Annotated in this window: 18 protein-coding genes; 11 read left to right on the top strand and 7 right to left on the bottom strand. The window is 45.1% G+C overall.

The features are described 5' to 3' along the window. Positions 1 to 56: 56 nt before the first annotated feature. Together DOM22_RS07475 and DOM22_RS07470 are read right to left on the bottom strand one after the other, a co-directional pair. Entirely contained in the window at positions 57 to 857 is an 801-nt protein-coding gene (locus DOM22_RS07475) for an alpha/beta hydrolase (RefSeq protein WP_142699765.1), read from the bottom strand. Positions 858 to 869: 12 nt separating this feature from the next. Beyond that, complete coding sequence (locus DOM22_RS07470; protein WP_142699764.1) at positions 870 to 2,501, bottom strand: ABC-F family ATP-binding cassette domain-containing protein; 1,632 nt, start codon at positions 2,499 to 2,501, stop codon at positions 870 to 872. 448 nt (positions 2,502 to 2,949) lie between these two features. Between DOM22_RS07470 and DOM22_RS07465 the strand changes: the two genes are divergently transcribed. The 4 genes from DOM22_RS07465 to DOM22_RS07450 all read left to right on the top strand — a co-directional run bounded on the left by DOM22_RS07465 (position 2,950) and on the right by DOM22_RS07450 (position 8,733). Further along, positions 2,950 to 4,869, top strand: coding sequence for a DEAD/DEAH box helicase (locus DOM22_RS07465; RefSeq protein ID WP_246845890.1), 1,920 nt, complete (start codon positions 2,950 to 2,952; stop codon positions 4,867 to 4,869). A gap of 164 nt (positions 4,870 to 5,033) precedes the next feature. Next, positions 5,034 to 6,089, top strand: coding sequence for a hypothetical protein (locus tag DOM22_RS07460; protein WP_142699763.1), 1,056 nt, complete (start codon positions 5,034 to 5,036; stop codon positions 6,087 to 6,089). Further along, positions 6,086 to 7,762 carry a hypothetical protein gene (locus tag DOM22_RS07455; RefSeq protein ID WP_142699762.1) on the top strand — a complete coding sequence of 559 codons (1,677 nt, stop codon included), beginning with the start codon at positions 6,086 to 6,088 and terminating at the stop codon, positions 7,760 to 7,762. Before DOM22_RS07460 ends, DOM22_RS07455 begins: the two co-directional genes overlap by 4 nt. Positions 7,763 to 7,911: 149 nt before the next feature. Then, a complete protein-coding gene (locus DOM22_RS07450; protein ID WP_142699761.1) occupies positions 7,912 to 8,733 on the top strand; it encodes a hypothetical protein in 822 nt (273 codons plus the stop codon). Between the two features lie 73 nt (positions 8,734 to 8,806). On the opposite strand, the gene DOM22_RS07445 is transcribed toward DOM22_RS07450, so the two are convergent. Then, the gene (locus DOM22_RS07445; RefSeq protein WP_142699760.1) at positions 8,807 to 9,451 is read right to left on the bottom strand and encodes a cytochrome b/b6 domain-containing protein; all 645 of its coding nucleotides are present in this window, start codon (positions 9,449 to 9,451) and stop codon (positions 8,807 to 8,809) included. Between the two features lie 36 nt (positions 9,452 to 9,487). Continuing rightward, positions 9,488 to 9,856, bottom strand: a complete 369-nt coding sequence (locus tag DOM22_RS07440; protein WP_246845889.1) for an STAS domain-containing protein — start codon at positions 9,854 to 9,856, stop codon at positions 9,488 to 9,490. Between the two features lie 209 nt (positions 9,857 to 10,065). Between DOM22_RS07440 and DOM22_RS07435 the strand changes: the two genes are divergently transcribed. From DOM22_RS07435 to DOM22_RS07415, 5 genes are all read left to right on the top strand, one after another. Then, entirely contained in the window at positions 10,066 to 11,442 is a 1,377-nt protein-coding gene (locus tag DOM22_RS07435) for a TolC family protein (protein ID WP_246845888.1), read from the top strand. Positions 11,443 to 11,480: 38 nt separating this feature from the next. After that, entirely contained in the window at positions 11,481 to 12,002 is a 522-nt protein-coding gene (locus DOM22_RS07430) for an asparaginase domain-containing protein (RefSeq protein ID WP_142699759.1), read from the top strand. A 198-nt stretch (positions 12,003 to 12,200) separates the two neighbouring features. Next, positions 12,201 to 14,306, top strand: a complete 2,106-nt coding sequence (locus DOM22_RS07425) for a DUF3300 domain-containing protein (RefSeq protein ID WP_142699758.1) — start codon at positions 12,201 to 12,203, stop codon at positions 14,304 to 14,306. Positions 14,307 to 14,326: 20 nt separating this feature from the next. Continuing rightward, positions 14,327 to 14,890, top strand: a complete 564-nt coding sequence (locus tag DOM22_RS07420; protein WP_142699757.1) for an outer membrane beta-barrel protein — start codon at positions 14,327 to 14,329, stop codon at positions 14,888 to 14,890. 21 nt (positions 14,891 to 14,911) lie between these two features. Further along, positions 14,912 to 16,027, top strand: a complete 1,116-nt coding sequence (locus DOM22_RS07415) for a hypothetical protein (protein WP_142699756.1) — start codon at positions 14,912 to 14,914, stop codon at positions 16,025 to 16,027. Here the strand turns inward: DOM22_RS07415 and DOM22_RS07410 are convergent, their stop codons facing one another. Continuing rightward, the gene (locus DOM22_RS07410) at positions 16,028 to 16,810 is read right to left on the bottom strand and encodes a hypothetical protein (RefSeq protein WP_246845887.1); all 783 of its coding nucleotides are present in this window, start codon (positions 16,808 to 16,810) and stop codon (positions 16,028 to 16,030) included. A 152-nt stretch (positions 16,811 to 16,962) separates the two neighbouring features. Here DOM22_RS07410 and DOM22_RS07405 point away from each other — a divergent pair, with 152 nt between their 5' ends. Further along, complete coding sequence (locus tag DOM22_RS07405) at positions 16,963 to 18,309, top strand: DUF1214 domain-containing protein (RefSeq protein WP_142699755.1); 1,347 nt, start codon at positions 16,963 to 16,965, stop codon at positions 18,307 to 18,309. Here the strand turns inward: DOM22_RS07405 and DOM22_RS07400 are convergent. Together DOM22_RS07400 and DOM22_RS07395 are read right to left on the bottom strand one after the other, a co-directional pair. After that, positions 18,299 to 19,132 carry a S1 RNA-binding domain-containing protein gene (locus DOM22_RS07400; RefSeq protein WP_246845886.1) on the bottom strand — a complete coding sequence of 278 codons (834 nt, stop codon included), beginning with the start codon at positions 19,130 to 19,132 and terminating at the stop codon, positions 18,299 to 18,301. The two genes, DOM22_RS07405 and DOM22_RS07400, sit on opposite strands and share 11 nt — an antisense overlap. Positions 19,133 to 19,142: 10 nt before the next feature. Then, a complete protein-coding gene (locus tag DOM22_RS07395) occupies positions 19,143 to 20,162 on the bottom strand; it encodes a lipoate--protein ligase (protein WP_142699754.1) in 1,020 nt (339 codons plus the stop codon). 146 nt (positions 20,163 to 20,308) lie between these two features. On the opposite strand from DOM22_RS07395, the gene DOM22_RS07390 reads away from it, so the two are divergent. Then, positions 20,309 to 21,526 carry a hypothetical protein gene (locus tag DOM22_RS07390; protein WP_246845885.1) on the top strand — a complete coding sequence of 406 codons (1,218 nt, stop codon included), beginning with the start codon at positions 20,309 to 20,311 and terminating at the stop codon, positions 21,524 to 21,526. Positions 21,527 to 21,533 lie beyond the last annotated feature (7 nt).

Genomic DNA, 21,533 nt, shown 5'->3' with positions numbered 1-21,533 from the left:
CTTATCGGCAGGACTTTTGTCAGCTTAAGTGAAATTAATCATATTTACGGTCGCAATTACGACTCATACAGGGACAAGACGACTGATGGTTTTGAGACAATCGTAAGATGGTTCAAACCCTTCTCTAAAACGACGCCAGATGCGATCCCTTCAAAGATCTCCACATGGCGAGCCCCGATGACCACCTCGTCTCTGTCCCCCGTCGCAACGCTAAGGGAAACGTTTTCTTTATGAAGACGAAATAGTAAATCCTCAGGAACGATAGCCGCTCGAACAAACTCAGAACTGTAATGAGTCTTTTCTTCACCGGATTTAAAAATCTCCGGGTAATTCACGTTAATGCCTTCGCCATCTTTATCCATAAAAATCCAGCCACCCAAATCAGGCGTCAGAGCATGGAATGATTGCGGCAGATAAGGTGCCAAAGCTACAAACTTTGAAAACTGCCTGCCAACATCGGAGGCAGCCACTCTTAACGTAAAGCCTCCGCCCAGGGAATGGCCCGATAAGATCATCTTCTTGATCGAAAACTTCATTTTCAAATGAATGATGAGTTCTTCCAGGTCTATTTCAAGTTGATTGGCAGGAATGATGTCTGATGCCCCCAGGCTGGCACCATGGCAGCGAAAATCCGGTGTCACCACTTGGGCAATCCCCGCCTTGGCAATCGCACTCGCCAGCGCACACAGGTAGCGACTGTCACCGCCAACACCATGATACAAAATAACTAATTTTTCGGAACGCGTGGGATAGAATCGATAGGAGAGGACGTCTTTTTGACGGGTGCGAAAGGATTCCTGCGGAGCCAGTCGGTCCACAGGAATTTTAAAATCGCGCAAATCAAAGGCGAGCTTCATTATTTGTCAGCCTTATTTTCCGGCCGCTTCTAATTTCTTTTTGTGGATGTAGTAATCGTAGTCACCTTCGTAGATGCGCAGCTGATTTTTATCAACTTCGAATACACGAGTCGTCACTTCACGCAAGAAGTGGCGATCATGCGATACGATCATCACAGTTCCCGGAAACTGTTTGATAGCGTCCAGCAAAACTTCACGAGAAACGATGTCCAAGTGATTCGTAGGCTCATCCAGGATCAAAAGATTCACGGGTTGCGCCAAGATTGTCGCCAAAACCACACGAGACTTCTCTCCACCCGACAGGATCGAGATTTTCTTTTCAGCTTCTTCGCCAGAGAACTTAAACGCTCCCAAAAGCGAGCGCACAGTCCCCATACCGGCTGTCGGCATACGTGAATGCACCTCATCCACGATCGTCATTTTAGGATCCAAGACATCTAAAGAGTTCTGAGAGAAGTACCCTAGATTGATGGAAGCCCCCAAAGCACAGGTACCAGAGGTAGGCTCAACCTCACCGGCGATAATTTTAAGTAATGTTGATTTACCTGCACCATTCACGCCCACCACCGCAATGCGATCCATGCGTTTTACCAAGGCTTGAGCACCCGAGAACACTTGTTTCTCTTTGCCATCATCGCGCTTCCAAACTTTCGAAAGGCCTTCAAAACGCACAACCTCATCCCCACCACGTGGAGGTACTGGCCATACGAATTTGATTTCAGATTCCTCTTCAGGAATTTCGATACGATCAATTTTTTCTAACTTTTTAACACGAGATTGAACTTGCGCCGCATGGGAAGCACGGGCTGCGAAGCGAGCAATGAACTCTTCTTCTTTCGCCAACATATCTTCCTGACGTTTTGCAGCCGCGATTAACTGTTCCTTACGGATGTCGCGCTCTTTTTCATAGAAGTCATAGTTACCACCGTAGACCGTGATCGTTTTATTCGCGATCTCTACGATTTTACCCACGATACGATTCATGAAGTCACGATCATGCGACGTCATCAAAATCGCGCCCTTGAAATTCACCAGCCACTCTTCAAGCCAGATGATCGATTCCACGTCCAAGTGATTCGTCGGCTCGTCCATCAGCAAGACTTGCGGGTTCAACACCAGGATTTTCGCCAAAGCGATACGCATTTTCCAACCGCCTGAAAAACTCTCTGTCGGACGGTGATAGTCTTCAGGACCGATACCAAGACCTGTCAGGATCTCTGCTGCACGGGATTCCAGATCGTAGCCCCCCAGGCGTTCGAACTCCCCTTGCATCTCCCCGTATATTTCCAGGATCTTCATCATTTCATCCGGATCCAAATCAGGGTCCGAAAGCTTTGCTTCGTACTCCTGCATTTTCACCTGCATGTTGCCGATATTGCCGATCGCAGATTTCACTTCCTCGATGGCAGATCTGCCACGCATGTCTTCGATATTTTGAGAGAAGTAACCGATCACAGTTTTATCGGATTTAGAAACTGTTCCATCGTAGCCTTCCTCACCCGTGATGATGCGGAAGATAGTGGTTTTACCAGTACCATTCAAACCGACCAGACCGATTTTCTCGCCGTCGTTGATTTGGAATGAACCGTTACGATAGAGAACTTTGTTCCCCTGCTGCTTTGTGATGTTGGATAAATGAATCATGGTCCCCTGTATATCGCGATTTTTCGCCAGATGCGCCAAAATTTTTAATTATTTACACCGAAGGAGCAACGACGGGCTCCCTGCCAGGAATTTAGGCATCTCCAAAAGTATATCTGAAATTCTGAGATTCATGAGAGCTCTAAAGTCCAAGCCCCCTGAAGGTCGCGCCAGATCTAGGCTTGAGGGAGAGTGCCAGAATGGAATCACCTATCGCGAGTGGGCCTTGGATACTCTAATTCCACGAGGATCGCTATAATCGACGAGAGCAATGTAAGTGTCTGAAATACTCTCAGTTTCTGCAAATAGTTCATTATTCTTACAGAGGTGGAATATATCCTGAGCTTTTACCCCTAACATCGTGTATCTTGCGCCATTCCTAGAGCATATACCAATACCCCAAACGAATTTGGCCCTTTGGTTAAGTGCTCCACTAACTGAAAGGCTACTCGTGACTCCTCCTTTAACTACTGTCGATACATTTGAAAGCTTTGGTCTTAGCGCTCCGTTGATGGATGCGATGAAAGACATGGGCTTCTCAACTCCGACGCCCATTCAAAAACAAGCTATTCCTTTGCTATTAGGCGGTGCGAACGATTTCATCGGTCTCGCTTCTACAGGGACTGGTAAAACTGCTGCGTTCGGTATTCCTCTTATCGAAAATCTAGATGCGACAATCAAAGACACTCAAGCTCTTGTTCTTTCTCCAACTCGTGAGTTGGCGTTGCAAGTGGCTGAGCAATTGGCTTTGCTTGGTAAGAAAAAAGGCATCCGCGTAGTAACAATCTACGGTGGTGCTTCTTACCGCACACAAATCGACGGCATCAAACGTGGCGCCCACATTGTGGTAGCGACACCGGGCCGCTTGGTGGATTTCCTTGAACAAAAAATGTTAAAACTTTCCAAAGTTCAAACTGTGATCCTGGACGAAGCAGACGAAATGCTTTCTATGGGTTTCAAAGACGCTTTGGACTTCATCTTGTCAGCAACCCACCCAGACGACGCTGCTTCCAGTGATCGCGCAGCTTGCAGAACTTGGTTGTTCTCAGCAACTATGTCGACTGAAGTTCGTCGTATCACTGAAAAGTACTTGGAAAACCCAGAGACAGTGGCCGTGAACAAAGTGGGCTCTACTGCTGACACTATCGAGCAAGTTTACTACACAGTTAAGAACATGCACAAAACAGAGGTTATCTCTCGCTTGTTGCAAACTTTGCCTGAATTCTACGGTATCATCTTCTGCCAGACTAAAATGGAAGTTGCTGAGCTTTCTGACATCTTGGCTCAACGTGGCTTCCCAACAGACTCTTTGCACGGTGATAAATCTCAACAGGAGCGTGAAGCAACTTTGAGAAAATTCAAATCCAAACAAGTTAAAGTTATCGTAGCAACTGACGTTGCGGCACGTGGTTTGGATATCAAAGATTTGACTCACGTTGTGAACTACAACTTGCCATGGGATGCAGAATCTTATGTTCACCGTATCGGCCGTACGGGTCGTAACGGTCAAAAAGGGACTGCTATCACTTTGGTGAACTCTGATCAATTGACTCTTCTTCGTCGTATCATGAACACGACGAAAGCGACTTTCACTAAAGGTGTTGTGCCTTCTGCTGATGAAGTTGCGGGTCTTAAAATCAAAAACGTATTGGATAAAGTGGGCGCGATGAAAGAGGACGACGCTTCTCTTCTTTTGGCTGCTGATTTGATCCAAGACTTGGTTCAAGCTGACGACATCAATTTCAAAGATCTTTCTAAAGAAGACCTCCTTGCACGCTTTATCGTGGCGTACTTCCCAGATGTATTCGTTAAAAAAGATTTGATCTTGGATTACATGGGCGACCGTATCCCTCGTGAATTGTTGCCTCGTGATCCGAACAACAACCGCTTCACTTCTGGCCGTGATGGTGGTGGTGATCGTGGTGGTTACCGTGACCGTCCTCGTACGGGTGGTGGTTACCGCGGTGACCGTGGTGGTTTCCGTAGCAACCGTCGTGATGATGGCGATCGTCCTCGTTTCAACGATGGTGGTTACCAAAATGATGGACCAAGCAGCAGAGGTGCTAGTGCTCCTCGCCGTGCACCAGGGGGCGCAAGCAGCGCATTCCGTGGTAACGATGCAGGTGGCGAACAACGTGCTGAGCGCAGCTCAAGTGCACGTACTGAGCGTTATGACCGTGAAGAAGGCCGTGGCAACCGTGCACCTGCTGGTGACAATGGTGGTGGCGAGCGTTCTTTCCGCAAACGTTCCTTCGGCAGCGACGACAACCGTGGTGCTCGTTCTGAGCGTTCTGAGCGCGCGGATCACCCAGGGATCAAAAGATCTCGCCCAGGTGGCGGTTCTTCAGCTCCCCGTCGTTTCCGCGATTAATTAGATATTTAAGTCAACTATGTGGGCGACTTCGAGGGTCGGTGAGCAATCACCGACCCTTTGTTTTTCAGGTGCCCAAATGAGTCGCCTATCTAACTTATAGACACCCGATCCCGATTTAAAATCGCTTTAATGCGAGGCCAAAACTTGCACCACTGGGCGCGATGCCCAAAAAGTTATCTTTTAATCTTTTTTTAACGACCTTTATCGCAGTTACCCTGGTAACGTCAGGCTGCTCATTCCGTAAGGACAAAGTACAAAAAGACGCTAAGGCCGTATCGGCGCCCCAAGAATCTCTTCTTGAAAGTTTTAAAAATAGAAATGACGAAGATATTGTATCTGAACTTGAATCATTAGAGTTAGAAGACCTCTATCGTCAAAACGCACTCGACATCGCCATTCAAGAAAAAAAACTAAAAATTATAACCTATCTCTTGGCATCAAGAAACATGTCCTCTTTTGCCTACAATGCGAATTCCAAAATCATCTTGGATCAAAACCCAGTACTTACAGCACTAATTGAGCCCTATCAAAACGCTCAACTAATGAATATTCTTTTAGAGATCAAATCCGAAAACACAAAATCCAAATGGAACGAGTTATTTCTAAGAAATAGAATCAGCTCAGGATCTTGCGTACGCCTGTTTCAGACTATTTCCGACTGGTACTATTATCGGGGAATCAACAATACCTCAGATGGAATCCTACAAATTACTGAAAATCGTTTTCTTGATTACTTCAACAACATCACCAGCACTAATACATGTAAAGACTTAAAATCGGAACTATCTGTTCCTTATTTGTATTCGTGGCTTCAAAACGAATTGAAAATTCAATTTCACCGAAACTTACAATCCTCCAGAGTTGTTGAACTTCTGAAAACTTTGGCAAGCTTTCAGAATGTAGCAATCGAAATTTCAACTAAATCTGGAATTTTACGTATCGACCCCCGCTTATTAATTTTAGCTTCGTCACCTAATGGTGAAAGTCCGAACAACAAAAAATATTGGATTGATCTTCTTAGTCCGATGGTTAGCGCCCAGCCAATTTTCTATAATGTTCCATTTGAAGGAACTGTTGATAAATGTGACTTTGATCCTATCTGTGAAGATGGCAACTCTGTTAACGTGGGTATCGTTCTTTATTGGCTAGGTCATCCAAACGTTGAGGCTTCTTCTGAGGAAGCACCACTCCCGGAGCAACCAGAGGAATTGCAATGAAACACCTCTGCATTTATTTAGTATTTATATCCATTATTGGTTGCTCCGTAACCAAGCCTTTAGATATTGAAAATCCTCATTCAAAAACAGTACAGCCTTCGAGTCTAAAACCTGAGATCGCGGTACAAGAAAAACTATTTTCTCTTTTATACAAAGTAGACTTAACAGCAAAAGATCTCGAGGGTCTTGAAATATATAATTTTGATTTTCTGGCAAAAAACGGACAAACACCTTCTGAAATTCTATTCTCCTTAAACTCTAAAGAAAAAATTCAATTGTTCGAAAAAATTGGATTGACGATTTATCAAAGCAATAAAAACCTGGATTCACTGTTTCAGAATGACCTACAGGAAGCCAAAGACTTTTTAAATAAGCTAGCTATTCAATCTAAAAACAGAGTCGTTTCTCAAGAGATTAGCAAGTCATTTGACTATCATCGTGAACTTTTCAATGAGATATTTGACGACTTAAACTCAGGTGAAACAGCGAAAGCAATTGGAAAAGTTCAGTCACTAGGCCTTACTTGTCCGATTTTATACAAATCTATTGTTCCAAGATCATTCGTATATCCCCAAAATATTGCTTCAAAGAAAATTTTAAATTTCATACAAAAATTGGGATGTTCCAATTCATTAAATAGTAATGAGATATCTTTACTTTACAACCTGGAAGCGAAACGTATATTTCAAGAGCGGTTTAAAGATGTCAGTTTATTTATTGCACTTCTGAACAGCCCTGCTTTGAAGACAAAGATGATACAAATTTCTGACTTTGGGATAAGCATTAGTCCTTGGTTTTTATTTGGCATTGGCCAAGATTGTAAGTTTGATTCCGCATGGTTGGAAAACGAATTGAATGAAGATGGAGTTGCGACCGGAAATCGTAAATATACCTATAGAACCTGTAATGTAGATAAATATTCTTCAATTCTGCCTGGTTTAAGAATCGTAAATACTGTTCTTAAAAACGAATTAGACCCCATTCTCGAAAAATGTCGCTCAAAAAAGTTTTCGGAAAAATGTTTGAATGATGTTGGCTTTTTGTCCCAACCATACAACTTACTATTGATCGTAGACAATAAGAGGTTGTTTTCCTCAGCCAAGGAAGATCCGGCTCAAGATCTTCTCATAATGCCCTATATTATGATCGAAGCAACTATCTATGGATTTAATGACGAACCAGCTTATTGGAAGTCAGCATTTCCACAAGTATTTGAGCCTAGCATCAACTATTTTGCACCGGATGAGTCTCAATCTCGCACGATCAAATACCGAGGAGAGCCCAAATTCGTATCCTTTGTGAAAAAGAGTATAAACAAAATTCAGTCATCTAAAACTCTTGAAAAGAAACAAACTTCTCTTTCAGAAGCAATTACCGAATTGCATGAGAATTTTAACTCTTTCTACTTCGAAGGGAAATCCGAGGAAGATGTCTCCGCTGATGAAAATCCACCAGAGAAGGTCATTTTAGAAAAGTATCTTCGGTCACTTCAAAAAAACCTATTTTCTGATCCAACTAGCTTTGGCCAAATGTGCAATATGTCATATGCAGACTTTGAACGTTCATCCATGCTGTCACCATACCAACTCTCATTACGGTATGGCCCCCAATGGGTCCTCATTCCTTGGGATTACTTAAATGCGTTGTGCGCAGAGCCCGCTCTATCTGAATAATATCACGCTGGATCCTTTCGGAGGATTTTGACTCCAAGGGACCGGTAACGCAAAGTTTGTCGGTGTCTCAAACTTAGACAGCCCTTTTCGATCCTGGGGCTCATACAAACATGTTTAGGCAGGCATTTTCTCTGCAAATGAATCCAAATATGAAAAGTTTGAACACCACAACTATCATTCTAGTTGCCCTTATCTTCAGCAACCTTTCGTTAGCTCATGGATCTGCGGGATCCTTCAAAAGCTCTTCGATAACTGACCAAATCTATCAAACTGAAGAAGTTGAAGACCGCGATGCCGCAGCCATTGATGTCGCGAGATCTTTAAATCGGATTGGAGCAGAAAAGGCATGTAAGGCAGTCGTGAATCAGGAAGAAGAAGGACGTTATTATAAATCGGTTGAATTTGCGTTCAGTCAGAATAAATTCCCTAATTTAACGAGAGGGACAACCGATCTCATCGCCGTTTGCCCCAAATACCCGACTCTTTCCCAAAAGGAAAAAGAAGAAGTCTGGACTACGATTCTAGGGGCAATGGCATTTTATGAAAGCACCTGCCGCCAACTAGGATCGCGACGCGGTGGTCCCAACGGCAATCTTGGCGGCCCCTTCCAACTTCACGTGGATCATGAAGATTCGCCAAGTTACAATGGTTACCTATGCCGAAAAGGAGATGCCACTACGAAAGATTCCAACAGGTTTATTCCCTGTGTGCTTTCAATGCTTGATGGCTATATGAGTAGCCATGCAAAACGAATGGCAAAAAAAGGTGTTGCTCCCCAAGACATTAGCAAAAATCTCCGATTGTTCCCCGAACGAGCTCAAGCCGCAACATATTGGGAAGTTATGCAGAGTGATGCAAAGACTAAATACTCTTTAAAAATCCCAACGTCTGAGGGCAAAGTAAAAATCCTTAAAGGAAATGGATCCGATTTCATTAAACTAGCGATTAAGGACTACAAATACTGCAACTAAAACGCAAAAAGGCTGTCTTCCCGACAGCCTTTTTTTATTTGAACTTCCACTTTAAGTTATACAGCGAAGTCCTTTATTCCCCACCGTTGATCATATCTGATGTGAGGCCTTTATCACCGCGGTTTTCAGCGATGAAGACGCCAGCGATATGACCCACCACGAATGCCACGAAGAACCACATCAACCATTCATGCACTTCTTTAAGGAAGCTGGTTAGATCCTTTGCCAGCCCCAGGTCGTTCTTGAAATACAATAGGAGTCCGGAAAGAACCATGTACAAGGTGAACAGATAAAATAACGCGTAACCGGTTTTCACCAAAGTGTAGTGAACGGCCCCGATACGCTTTGTTTTTGGCACCTCTTTAAGGCCCGCGGCACTTTGCACGGCTTGAGTTGCCGGGCATTTTTTAACGACGAACAAGCCAATCAGGATGCGGGCAAGTAACAAAGCTCCCAACCCGAAACCGATCCAGTAGTGCCATTGCCACATCAAATCGCGAAGACCTTTCGCGATAGACTCTGCCACTTCCGGGGTTACGGAACCCGCGCCCTCTTCCACTTTAGTTTTGATGAATTCAGCATTCGTGCGCCAGCTTAAAAAGGTTTTGCGCAAAAGCACCGTGCCCAGCAAGGCCAGGATCGCCAAAGCGTTCAACCAGTGCCACCAGCGCAAGCTGGCAGGTTGGTATTTTCTAAAACTATAGTTAGTTTCTTTCATAAGCAGCCGACTCCTTCAGTGAAGGAGTCAACAATATCAGGCTGCCCGCGGGAAAGACAAGAGGGCACTCTTTAAATCTTCAGCAACCTCAAGTCCTCGGACCACACCCATCCTCAATAGCTTTTCACGCAAGGACTCTTTAAGGGAACAGAGCCTTAGATCTGCGGGTTTAGCGCGCACATCTCTTTGTAGCTGGGCAAAACTGGCCAGCGCCTCGTTTGATATGCGATCGATGTTTTGAAAATAAAACACGACTTGAACGACTTCCTCTTTGGCAAGAATTTCAGCTCGTACGGCCTCCAAAGCTGGGACCACGACGGGACTCATTTCTTCGCCGCTAAAGGAAACAACAAGCATCTTGTTTTTATGACTTATACTGTAATTAAACGACTTCTGATCTTCCAACGTACTGCTCCTCGAAATCGATGTTTTCCTAACGGTCATTTTAACAGCTCATTTTATCTTTAAAAGTCTTCCGCAAAGCGGTTCTCAAAGGGGTACGTAAACGCGAATGACTTATGATGTTTAGGGCCGTTTAATTCTTATTTTTCACAGAAGATTTGACTTATAGTTAGGCGCCGAATAATTTTTCAACCACTCGAAGGGGAACTCATATGTTTCAGTTCAAAATGAGAAATTTGGCAGCGCTTGCTCTTGCAACTATCATGACCGCAACAGCTGTTGCTGCACCAAAAGCTGCACCGGCACCAACTAGCATCACCATCAATCCACGCACTTTGAAAACACGCCTACTCGAAAGCAATATCGAATTGGCTGTTCAATTGAACAACGTTTACAAAGCGAAAGACAGCGTCGATCGCGCCCGCAGAAATCTGCTTCCAGGTATCAACCTGGGTGCGGCGATCGACAGCACGTTCAGCTTCTCGCTGGCGTCAGTAACGATGCTTTTGCCATTCTTGCTGCCAAGCAAATGGTTGGATCTTCGCGAAAACCAATATCTTTTGAATGCTCAAGGTGAAGCGTACTACATCGCTCAATTGAACACGTATTCTTCTGCATACGCATTGTACTCCACTATCCAAGGCGATATGGAACTTCGCGCGATCATTCAGTACCAATACGAAAACTACAAAAAAATCGAAGACATGCTTCAAAGAGCCGTGAATGCCGGCATGAGAGAAAAATCAGAGCTCATGCAAGCTCAGGCCCAAACTCAATTGGCTAAGATCCAAGTTTCCCAAATGGACGTTTTGATCCTTCAGGAAAAAGCGGCGATTCGCGACATGTTGGCGTTGCCTCTTTCCACGGATATCAAAATCGAAGCTTTCCATATTGGATCTTCTCCAGCAGAAGAACAATCCATGCAAACAACGATCGACCAATCTTTGGCTAAATCTCCAGAACTTCGTCAGCTGGCTTCTATGTTAAAAGCTACTGAAGCGGCTAAATGGAGTGCGTTCTGGTCCTTCCTTACGGGAGCAACTTTGGGTGCCTCTCGTGGACCAACGGGTGCGTTCTCTGATGCTGAGGGTGCAGGTTCTGCAAACTTCAATTTCGGTAACTTCTTGATCTTGAAAATCGGAAACCGCGAACTGGATGCGATTCGTTTGCAGAAAAAACAAATCGATCAGGACCAAATTAAAATCGTTGAGACAACTGTTGGATCTTTGCGCGAAAGCCAAATGCAATTGAACTTGGCTCGCCAGGCAGAAGCTAACTTGGAAGCTCTGTACGAAAATGAAGTTAAAAAATTCAAAATGGGTATGACAGATTTGTTGCACGTTTTGAATGCGGGCAACTCTTTGACAGTAGCGTACACTAATCGCGTAAAAGCTCAGACGAGCCTTGATACATTGCGCGTTGGTTTGCACCGCATGATGATCTCGGACCACTTCGGTTTGATCAAAAAATGCCAAGTGTATAAAAAAGGCACTGGCGGTTTGACAGGTAAATTGGGCAAAATCTTTAATCCCAAAAAAGATACCATGAGCCTTGATGAAGCTTGTGGCCAGCAAGTTAGCGAAAATTAGTAGCTAGTTCGGAGATCTTAGCATAGGATCTCCGACATATGGGAACTCCAGTACAAGACGTCGTCATTATCACTACCGGTGGCACGATTGAAAAGACTTACAACGAGTTTGATGGCTCGTTGGAAAATCGTGGCACCAGCATCAAGAATCGCATTCTTTCCAAGCTGCGTTTGCCTTACACCAATATTTTGGTTTATCCCCTGCTCAGCAAAGATTCACTTTACATGAACGATGAAGACCGCGCCCTGATTGCGGCGACAGTCAAAGATCAAATGCAACGTGGTTGCCCCATCGTTCTTTTGCACGGCACAGACACGATGCATGTGTCGGCTGAATACTGCTTTAAAGAAATCGGTACACCCAAAGTTCCTGTGGTTTTCACAGGCGCTATGATTCCGATGGGCTTTGATGACAGTGATGCGACACAAAATGTGACGGAAGCTATGCTGGCTGCCAAACTTTTGCCACCAGGATTCTACATCTCTTTCCATAATCAGATTTTCAAAGTCCCTAACGTTCGCAAAAATCGCGAAAAAGGCACCTTCGAAGAAATCCCCTGAACAGGCCCACGACTAAACATGAGCGTCGCCAGATAAGTGTTATCAAGGCGCAAGGATGAAGCTGCACTACTAGTACAACGAAGACGCAGCAACGCAGAGAAAACTTATCTGGCGCCGCTCATGTGTTTATTACCACAGGACCGTCCTAATTTCGGTCTGATCCCCTATTCTGGTTGAAATAAGATCAGGAGGGACGCGATGAGACTGGAGTTTTCAGCTGCTGTTTGCATTGTACTTTTAATTGGGCTAGCCACTCGTGCAGCTCCTGAAGCCAAAGATACCAAGGAGCAAACGCCTGCTGCCGCCACAACGGTCATCTGGCCGCGTGATGTAGAAACCGCAGCGAAAGAAAAAATCACTGTTTTTCAACCGCAAGTCGAATCCCTCGATAACAACGTCATCACCGCTCGTGCCGCCTTTAAATATCAAAAAGACGGCAAAGACTCCTATGGGTCCTTTCTGTTGAAAGCGAGCACTTTAATCGACAAGGGCGATGACACCCTGACACTGCAAACGATCAAGGTCACGGATCTGCAGTTTCCTGAGAACGCCGCCAAACGCGAGGAGCTGAAAGCGCGACTTGAGAAATCACTGAACGGCAAAAACTATGTAATCCCCTATCACAACGTGGTTTCAAATTTAGACGCTTTTTCCTCTAATAAAAAAAGAAAATCTCCGGAACTGAAAAATGATCCACCCCAGGTGATTTTTGCGACTCAGCCGAGCCTTTTAATTATGATTTCCGGCGAGCCGGTTATAGGGCCTGCTGGCAAAGAAAAAAACGTGCAGCGTGTGGTGAATACAAGTGCGCTGATTTTAAAAAACAGCGACAAGGAATATTACCTGTGGGCTTTGGGGAAATGGTTCTCGGCCCCCAGTGCGACGGGTCCTTTTAATGTGACCAAATCAGAACCCTCGTCAAAGTTTGTGATGGCCAAAGAGGAACTGTTAAAAGCAAAAACCGTAGATCCTTTGGAAGGCAGAACATCGGATGGAAATTCAATCTTCCCACCGGGCGTCACTCCTAAAGTCTTTATCGCGACTCGCCCGACGGAGCTTTTACAATCTGAAGGCACTCCCAAATATTCAGCGGTCGAAAACACGGGCCTGCTTTATGTTTCAAATTCTCCTAATTCCATCTTCTTGGAGTCTTCGTCTCAGCAGTTTTACACTTTGATTTCTGGGCGTTGGTTCACAGCGAAAGCCCTTGAAGGACCTTGGAGTTTTGCGAAAGGCAAAAACCTGCCAAAAGATTTTGCGAAAATTCCTGTGACCAGTCAGGTCGCCGAGGTTTTGGTATCAGTACCGGGAACTCCCCAAGCTAAGGAAGCTTTGATTACCAGTCAAATTCCTCAGACCGCGCAAGTGCCTCGCACTCTAAAACCAAAGAACTTGGTGTGCGATGGCGAAATCAAATGGCAAAAGATTCCTGGGACATCAATGCAGTATGCAGAAAATTGCAACACCCCGATGCTAATGTTGAATCCAAGTTTGTTCTATGTGGTTCAAGATGGTGTTTGGTTTAACTCGACGACGGCGAAAGGACCTTGGGACGTTTCGATCGCTGTTCCTGATCAGATTTATCAAATTCCACCGTCATCACCCTTGTATTACGTCACTTACGTGCGTGTTTACGGCACGAACGGAGAGTATGTGATTGTTGGCTATACGCCAGGGTATCACGGCACATTCGTTTCCGCTGACGGCACGATTGTGTATGGAACCGGTTATGCTTATAGCGCCTATACTTCTTCGTCTGCGTGGTATCCCCCACCCTATACTTACGGATTTGGCGTGGGGTATGGGTGGGGATACGATGCCGGATTTTACATGGGCTTTTCGATGGGCGCCGTGATGTATCCTTGGGGATGGGGATCTTGCTGCTGGGGTCCAACTTATGTAAACATCAATGTTGATAACACTTATCACAACTGGGGTAAACGCACGGTGATTACGGGCTCTGGGGGACATGGAGTTGCCATCAACACGATTGGCAACACTAAGTTTGCTCGTGGCCTTGATAGCAACACCGTTTACGCAGGACACGATGGCAGCGTGTATCGTCGTAATGGCAAAGGCGACTGGTCCAAATACAATGGTCCGGATACTTGGACCCCCGTCAGCAAACCCGACAACATTCAAAATTTAGAACGCTCCCACGAAGGCCGTGCGCCTCAACAACAACCCCGTCAACCAGCGGCTGACATGCAACGCACTGGTGGCGGTGCTCCCGCCCTTCACGGCGGTGGTGGCATGCGCGCAAGCGGTGGATTTCGTGGTGGCGGTGGTGGCTTTCGTCGTTAATTAACCAAAGGAGAACATTCATGCAAAAGTATTTTATTTCGCTCGTTGCTGCTTTCATATTTACGTCCACGGCTCAAGCCGCTTTGGATTACGGAATTGAGTTGGGAGCTCGCCAACAAAACGGTTATGCCTATGGGCCCGGTATCTCGACCCATGCTCGCACAGGTTTGCAGGCTGGCGCCTTTGTGCACATGCCTTTAGAGGGAAATATCGCCCACTTCCGCTCTGGTCTGCTGTACACACAAAGACCATTGCAAACGGAAAGTGACTCAGGCACCAAGATTGATTTCAATTTGGACTATCTGGATATTCCCATCACGATCCTGTTTAAGCCGCAGGAAAAATTTGGGATCTACCTGGGTTTTATTGCCTCTATCAACATTGCGAGCTCCTGTTCCGGCGATCCAAATTGCAAACTTTCAAGTATTGATACCCCGTCATTTCCGTTTGTCTTTGGTTCAACATTTAAATTCAATTCCCGGTGGGGCCTGGATCTATACTTTGATGCCAACAATTCGGCGATGGCAAAAGGACTTGCTGATTATAAATCCGTGGGTCTTAACCTGATGTTCTCACTTGATTAGTTTAAGAATGTGGGACTTGGAATGAAGTATTTCGTTTTACTTTTATTATTCCTGAGTCCCGCTTGCACCTGGGCTTCTTACTATTTCTCCCCTGTGGGCAGTCAGGAAGCTTTTCTGGGAAATGCTGGCGTGGGGCTTTTATGTTCCCCCGGCAGTCCCCTTTACAATCCCGCAGGCTTGGGGTTTTGTGAATATCAACTGAACCTGACTGTTTCCGGCACGGGTATCGCCTATCAAGAAATGCAGGACCCGGCATTTCACAATCAAACAGGATCGTTCACCTCTTCGACTTTAATGACATCGGCTGTTTTCAGTGTCGATGAAAAAATAAAAACCGGCTTCTTCTATTCCTATCCCACCAATGTCGACAACACCTTTCGGATACAAGATGCCTCAGGGGGAGTGACAGCCAAAGATGTGCGCTTTCAATATGCACAAGGGGGACTTTCCTATGGCGGCTTGATTGATAAGTCCTTGGCCTGGGGGTTTTCTATTGCCTTTACTTGGAATGAACTGAGATCGGATTCAATCATTAATACGGTTTCGGCGGGAACGACCACGTCTTTAAATCAAAAAAAATTCGAACAACAAAACTATATCGCTTTAAATCCCGGTTTTGTTTGGCGCGCCCGGGATGACTATAGCATCGGTGCAACCTTACAATGGCGTGCTTTGAATCTGTATTCCGAAGGAGACCTCTATCAGAATCAATTAAGTACTGGAGATACGCAAGCCACAGAAACTTTTGGTCGCTACACTCCCCATACCGATCCCATATTGGGAGTGACTGTCGGTCAGGTCTTTCATTTCAGCGATAATACTTTTCTGTTGGATCTAAGTTATGCACCTCAATATGCACTACCCTCGACACCGATTCAGCAAGAATCTGATCTTAGCCTTTTCAATATCTCAACGGGGATTAAAGTGCCCTTCAGAAGTGTTCGCTTTATGGGAGGAGGAAGTTTTACGCAAATGTCGAACCAATCCATCTCGATGCTTTCAACCGGTATCAATTATAACAACAGAACATATGAAGCCAATTTCGGATTGTATTATAAGTATTCTCAGAATAGCGAAGTCGGAGCGAGCAACTCCGACACCTTGGGATTTATGTATTCGTCCTCTGTGAATTACTGATTATTTCAAAGGGAACTGGAAATTCAAACCAACAAACGTTTGAAAGTTCGGTGTATAGTCTCCCACATGGGCCACGGTCCACTGAGGTTCCGCAAACAGATTAATTGTGGTTCCCCCTTGAAGCTTCCAAACCTTCCCCAGTCCCGCTCCCAACGGAATATTGTAATCCCCAGTTTCCCAGTTAAAGATCATAATACCCGCGGATCTTAAATAGAAACCGGCCGGCATATTCCAAATCACGAAGGGCTGTGCCGTTGCCAGATTTTGTGTGGGACGATCACTGTCTCCGGCGAAATCATGCTGATAGGTAATCAAAGCACCTAAAAGGCCCCAAAACTGCGGAGCCATGATGATTCCCGCGGCACCAATCTGCCATTTGCCAGCTCCAGTCTCATCCTTCGATGCTGTGGGTAGAACTAACAGCGGCCCCACGCCAAATTCCATCGAACCGACTCCTTTAAATAGAAAAACGTCAAACACACTGACATCTCCCACTCCCGAAGTTGTCGTTGTCGGAGTTTCCAAAGCAGAAAAAGAATAGGGAATTGTCATACGCGCTAATTGCGCATGACCACCTAACATCATCGGCGAAGCGATTCGCAAATACGCCGTATTCAGTGTTTCGTCCGTGGAATAGACTGAGCTTTGCACATAGTCATGAAGATTTACGGCCGCCAGCGGCGTCAAAGGATTGTTGGCTTTATTCATCTCCTCGCCCGTTACCTCGGCCTTGGCGACCCAGGCTTGTAAAAAAATGCAGGCAACCAGCATAAAGCGATTCATTAAATCCTCCCATTTGTTTTGAAATCCATGATGAATAAATTTGCGCGCCAAGTGCACTTAGAACTGTTTGGAGTTGCCAATAAGCATGTAGGTAAATCCAAGATCATTTTTTACAATGAACCGTGTCTTACAAGTAAGGAGAGACGTTTTTTATGAAAACTGTATGGATGATATTTGTCGCATCATCATTGCTGTTCACCACAACATCCCTGGCTCGTCCCGTAAAAAACATCACCGACAAAGAGGTCATCGACGCCTATCAGTATCTGATGGCCAGAATCCTGGTTTTGCGTCAGGAAAATTTAGATTTCACCAAAGACGATATGAAATGGAATGAAATCAAGCATCGGGATGTCGGTGGAGTTCAGTGGGCCAACCCCAACCTGGATGTCGCCTACAGTGAAGCCTGGGTGGCCATCGACCAAAACAGTTGCACCATCGTGGAGATTCCTGAAATCAAAGACCGCTATTATACGGTTCAATTCCTAAATGGCTGGGGCGAGACCACGGCAAATCTAAATGACCGAACTTATCCCAAGCATCCCTTCGGGAAGTTCGCCGTCTGTTCAAAGGATTCACAGGTCACCTTGGCCCCTGAGGTTCAAAAAGTGATTCTGCCCTCGAAAAAATCCCGCATCTTAGCCCGAGTAGAACTCGGCAAAGATCCCAACGAAGCAGTGAAACTGCAACGTCAGATTAAGATTTATCCCACCGGTAAACCGGAAATCACAGAGTCACCAAAGATCGTCGAATTTGAGCACGATCAGCTTCCCGGCATTGAGATTTTTGAAAATGCTGCCTCGATACTTTCCTCTGAAAAGGACATCAATCCGAATATGGGCGGACTGCAGATCAAAGTTCTGACAGTGGAAAGAACCGCCCGACACGACAACTCCCGCGAAGCCACAGCTAAAATTATCAGAGAAAAAGCTATCCCTTCTTTCTTCGCGCTCAAAGAAAAAGTGGAACGCACAAAAAATGGCTGGAACCTTGTGCGACGTTTTGGAAATTATGGAAACGACTATCAAGCGCGAGCCTTGGTTAACTATGCAGGCATCTGGGCCAACAACAATAACGAAGCCGTTTATTACAGCGCCAGAAACGATGCCAAGGGTGAGCTTTTGGATGGCAGTGCGGTTTACACTCTGACCTTTCCTAAAGATAAGCTACCCTCCACTCGCGCGAAATATTTCTGGAGCATCACCGGTGTAGATTCAAAAAACTATAAAGTGATCCCGAATCCTGCGAACAAGTTCGTAATCAACAATCGATCAAATATCAAACCGAACGCAGATGGATCTGTGACTTTGTATTTCGCGAGCAAGCTGCCGCTAGGTGCACCGGAAGAGAACTGGCTACCGACTCCCGCCGGCAGCAACTATAATCTGACTTTCAGATTCTATGGCCCCAGCAAGGACGTTGTGAAGGGTAACTATTTTCCGCCGGGATTGGTCAAACAACCTTCTTTGACGAAAGTCGATTCGGAATCTATTTATTAAGATAGATTCCATCATCCTTCACTGTGATCACACGTTTTTTATACAGATCACCCAAAGCCATTTTATATTTCTTTTTGCTGACGCCGAACATGTCGTAAATTAGTTCGGCAGCAGTTTTGTCATTGATCGGCAAAAAGCCACCCTCTTCGCGAAGGCGCTCAAGGATCAAAGGTCCAATATCCTCTGAGCTTTGATGACCCGTCTTTTGCAGGCTTAAATCAATTTTCCCATCTTCACGGACTTTCTTGATATAGCCCTTCAACCTTTGGCCATGTACGATACGATCAAAGATTTCATTCGTGTAGATCATACCCCAGTGCTTGCCATTGATGATGGCTTTGAAACCCAGATCGGTCTGCGCCCCAATGAATAGATCTACCTGTTGACCTTCTTTGTAGTCACCAGGCTCTTTGGAGATATAACGATCCAGACGCATGGAAGAAGCGATACGATCTGATTTATCCAAATAAATAAATACAACCACCGCTTGACCGGCGCGAAGGTCACGAGTCATTTCTGCGTAAGGAAGGAAAAGATCTTTACCCAAGCCCCAATCCAGAAAAGCTCCGACATTTTCCACCGACTTTACCATCAAATGGGCAAACTCACCCACCATGGCCTTCGGTTTTTCAGTCGTAGCGATCAGGCGGTCTTCGGAGTCGAAATGAACAAACACTTCGATCTCGTCGTCGACATTTAAATCGTCAGGAACATAACGACGAGGCAATAAAATCTCCCCGTCATCACCGCCATCCAGAAACATTCCGAATTCAGCTTTTTTCACGGCTTTTAATTTATTTAATTTACCAATATCAACTTGCACAGGGACATCCTTAAATTTCAATATTCTTTACAAGCCAGGATTCAAGTTCATTAATCTGTGGCTCAAGGTCCGGAAACTTTTGAACGACTTCTGCGAAGGCGTTCTTTACGCTGTGACCGGAATAGTGTTTTGCAATCAGCGAGTGTTGCATGTTTTCGATAAGTGCCGGATACAGGCAGTCTGTATAAATCTTTAGATCTTTGATCACACCGTCAACGACGATGAAATGAAAATCAAAGAACCCCAGACTCAGATATTCATCCATTTTGTGAGTGAATTCCAAAGTGGATCCATACAACCACTCCCAGGAAGAAAGAATATCATATTGCTCTTTTAGCTCTGGAATCTTGGGCAGGCTTTCAAGATTCAGCATGATCACTTCAGCTTTGGCACCATAGAATTTTTCAAAAGAGCGGATCATCGCCTCTGACACATTGTCATGGTTGATGTCTTTAGAAAGCTCATTCAAATTCGTCACACGCGCCCGAACGGATTCTTTCCCCTTGGCTTGAAGCTTTTTGGGATTTGGTGTCAGGTAATTACCCAGACGAGTTAAATCTGCATGTAACAGCAGAGTTCCGTGATGAAAGGCGCGGTCTTTCTTTTCGCGATAAGCACTGCCACTGAATTTGCGGGGGCCATCATGGAATGGCACCATCAAATCATTACGACCTGAAGCTTCGGCCTGGATACCGAACTCTTTCAAAGCATCAAAGATAATCTGAATGTTGTTCTCGCGGCGGTAGCCATCTTTAGGCGAAAGAAAAGTAAAGTTGGTGTTGCCCAAATCATGGAATACAGCGCCACCGCCCGTCGTTCGACGAGCCAGATGAACATTGTCGTTTTTCATTTGTGCAAGATTGCACTCAGACCAGGGATTTTGATTGCGACCGATGACGACAGTCTCTTCGTTTCTCCACAAAAATAAAATCTGACTGGACGGATCCAGGTTATGGAAAATCCATTCTTCCGTCGCAAGATTTAATTGCGGATGAAATGAGTCGGAAAGAAATACCTTAAGTGTCGTCATAGTGTACGGACTCTAGCAGAAATTCTTCGTTTAAGCCAGCACAGTGGGAACATCATAGTTTACATTCTGTAAAAAGATACCTTTCTACAAGACTTTTTTATGCATTCCGGCTATAACACCGGAGTCGCATTCTGGTGAGGATAAAAGTGAAAGTAGTGATCATTCTACTCATAGCAAGTAGCCTTTTCTTGGGTGCCTCCCGTGCCTTCGCCCTGCTATCGACCGAAACTCTCCCAGAGGGCATCAATAGTCCCTCCTTCCGCTATGGCAATCTTGACGGCATTGGTGAAAGATATACAGACGACGGCAGCCTGATCACTTTGGGTGATTATAAGTCTGTTAACTTCGACGCCAAAACCCTGCAAAAATTCAATGCCGATGCCCGTAAGCTGATTACGGCTTTAAACAAGTTTGGCGCCTCAGGTTTGGGTGATAAATTTAACCTGGGTGTCTTACACGTAGACACTCAACCGCACGTGAATTACTTCGCACCTGTTTTTGCACGCGGAGTGACGTCTAAATGGACTGTGGCTGCCGGGGTTCCTTTTGTGAACTATACCAACCGTATAACTTTGTCTCAGCAGTTTTCAAACATCGACTATTACCGTCAGCAGTTTTCTGGTTTAAGCCCGGAGCTTGATGAGGCTCTTAATACAGATTTGGGCAAAGCAACCAACGATACTTTAGCGCAAAAAGGCTATAAGAAACTTGAAGACCACAACGATTCCTTTGTGGGAGACGTTCAGTTGGTCAGCATCTATAAATTCTTTGACGATTCAAAGAATGCGCTGATCTATCAGGCGCAGATCAATTTACCGACAGGTCCACAATATGATTGTGATGACTTGGCAGCGCTGAATAATTTTGGTCGTACAAATATCAATAATACTATCGCCTACTCGTACAAGTTCTGGAAAATGACGGCGGTTCCTTTCGCAAGTTATATCTTAAACGTTCCAGATCAAATCACGGAGCGTGTTCCCTCGAATGAAGACGATACGCTGCCTGATGCAGTCAACAAAGAGCGCATCCATCGTCAAATTGGAAATTCTCAAATAGTAGGCAGCAATCTGTTTTATGATTGGAACGATCAACTGAGTTTGGGAACAGGATACGAGTACGGAAATAAAGAGGCCGATTCATACAGCGGTTCCCGCGGTCTTCGTTACGACATGCTTTCCAAATACACAGCGTCGAACTTTCATAAAGTGAAAGCGCAGATTGTGTATTCTACAGTCTCATCTTATTTTAAAAAGAAATCTTTACTCCCAATGATCGCATCTTTGGAAATTTCCGATTATGTCGCGGGAGTGAATGTGGAACGTCAACTGGCTCAGGAATTAAACCTGATGCTTTTCTTTTAGGAGGGAC

The sequence above is a fragment of the Bdellovibrio sp. ZAP7 genome, assembly GCF_006874645.1.
GTDB lineage: Bacteria > Bdellovibrionota > Bdellovibrionia > Bdellovibrionales > Bdellovibrionaceae > Bdellovibrio.
Note: the sequence above shows the minus strand (reverse complement) of the source record. Positions and strands in the feature narration are given on the sequence as shown.

Excerpts from the sequence above, each read along its gene's own strand:
- DOM22_RS07475 (WP_142699765.1), bottom strand. The coding sequence starts at position 857 with ATGAAGCTCGCCTTTGATTTGCGCGATTTTAAAATTCCTGTGGACCGA.
- DOM22_RS07395 (WP_142699754.1), bottom strand. The coding sequence starts at position 20,162 with ATGACGACACTTAAGGTATTTCTTTCCGACTCATTTCATCCGCAATTA.
- DOM22_RS07405 (WP_142699755.1), top strand. The coding sequence starts at position 16,963 with ATGAAAACTGTATGGATGATATTTGTCGCATCATCATTGCTGTTCACC.
- DOM22_RS07460 (WP_142699763.1), top strand. The coding sequence starts at position 5,034 with ATGCCCAAAAAGTTATCTTTTAATCTTTTTTTAACGACCTTTATCGCA.
- DOM22_RS07425 (WP_142699758.1), top strand. The coding sequence starts at position 12,201 with ATGAGACTGGAGTTTTCAGCTGCTGTTTGCATTGTACTTTTAATTGGG.
- DOM22_RS07445 (WP_142699760.1), bottom strand. The coding sequence starts at position 9,451 with ATGAAAGAAACTAACTATAGTTTTAGAAAATACCAACCTGCCAGCTTG.
- DOM22_RS07435 (WP_246845888.1), top strand. The coding sequence starts at position 10,066 with ATGTTTCAGTTCAAAATGAGAAATTTGGCAGCGCTTGCTCTTGCAACT.
- DOM22_RS07430 (WP_142699759.1), top strand. The coding sequence starts at position 11,481 with ATGGGAACTCCAGTACAAGACGTCGTCATTATCACTACCGGTGGCACG.
- DOM22_RS07455 (WP_142699762.1), top strand. The coding sequence starts at position 6,086 with ATGAAACACCTCTGCATTTATTTAGTATTTATATCCATTATTGGTTGC.
- DOM22_RS07420 (WP_142699757.1), top strand. The coding sequence starts at position 14,327 with ATGCAAAAGTATTTTATTTCGCTCGTTGCTGCTTTCATATTTACGTCC.
- DOM22_RS07415 (WP_142699756.1), top strand. The coding sequence starts at position 14,912 with ATGAAGTATTTCGTTTTACTTTTATTATTCCTGAGTCCCGCTTGCACC.
- DOM22_RS07410 (WP_246845887.1), bottom strand. The coding sequence starts at position 16,810 with ATGAATCGCTTTATGCTGGTTGCCTGCATTTTTTTACAAGCCTGGGTC.
- DOM22_RS07450 (WP_142699761.1), top strand. The coding sequence starts at position 7,912 with ATGAAAAGTTTGAACACCACAACTATCATTCTAGTTGCCCTTATCTTC.
- DOM22_RS07470 (WP_142699764.1), bottom strand. The coding sequence starts at position 2,501 with ATGATTCATTTATCCAACATCACAAAGCAGCAGGGGAACAAAGTTCTC.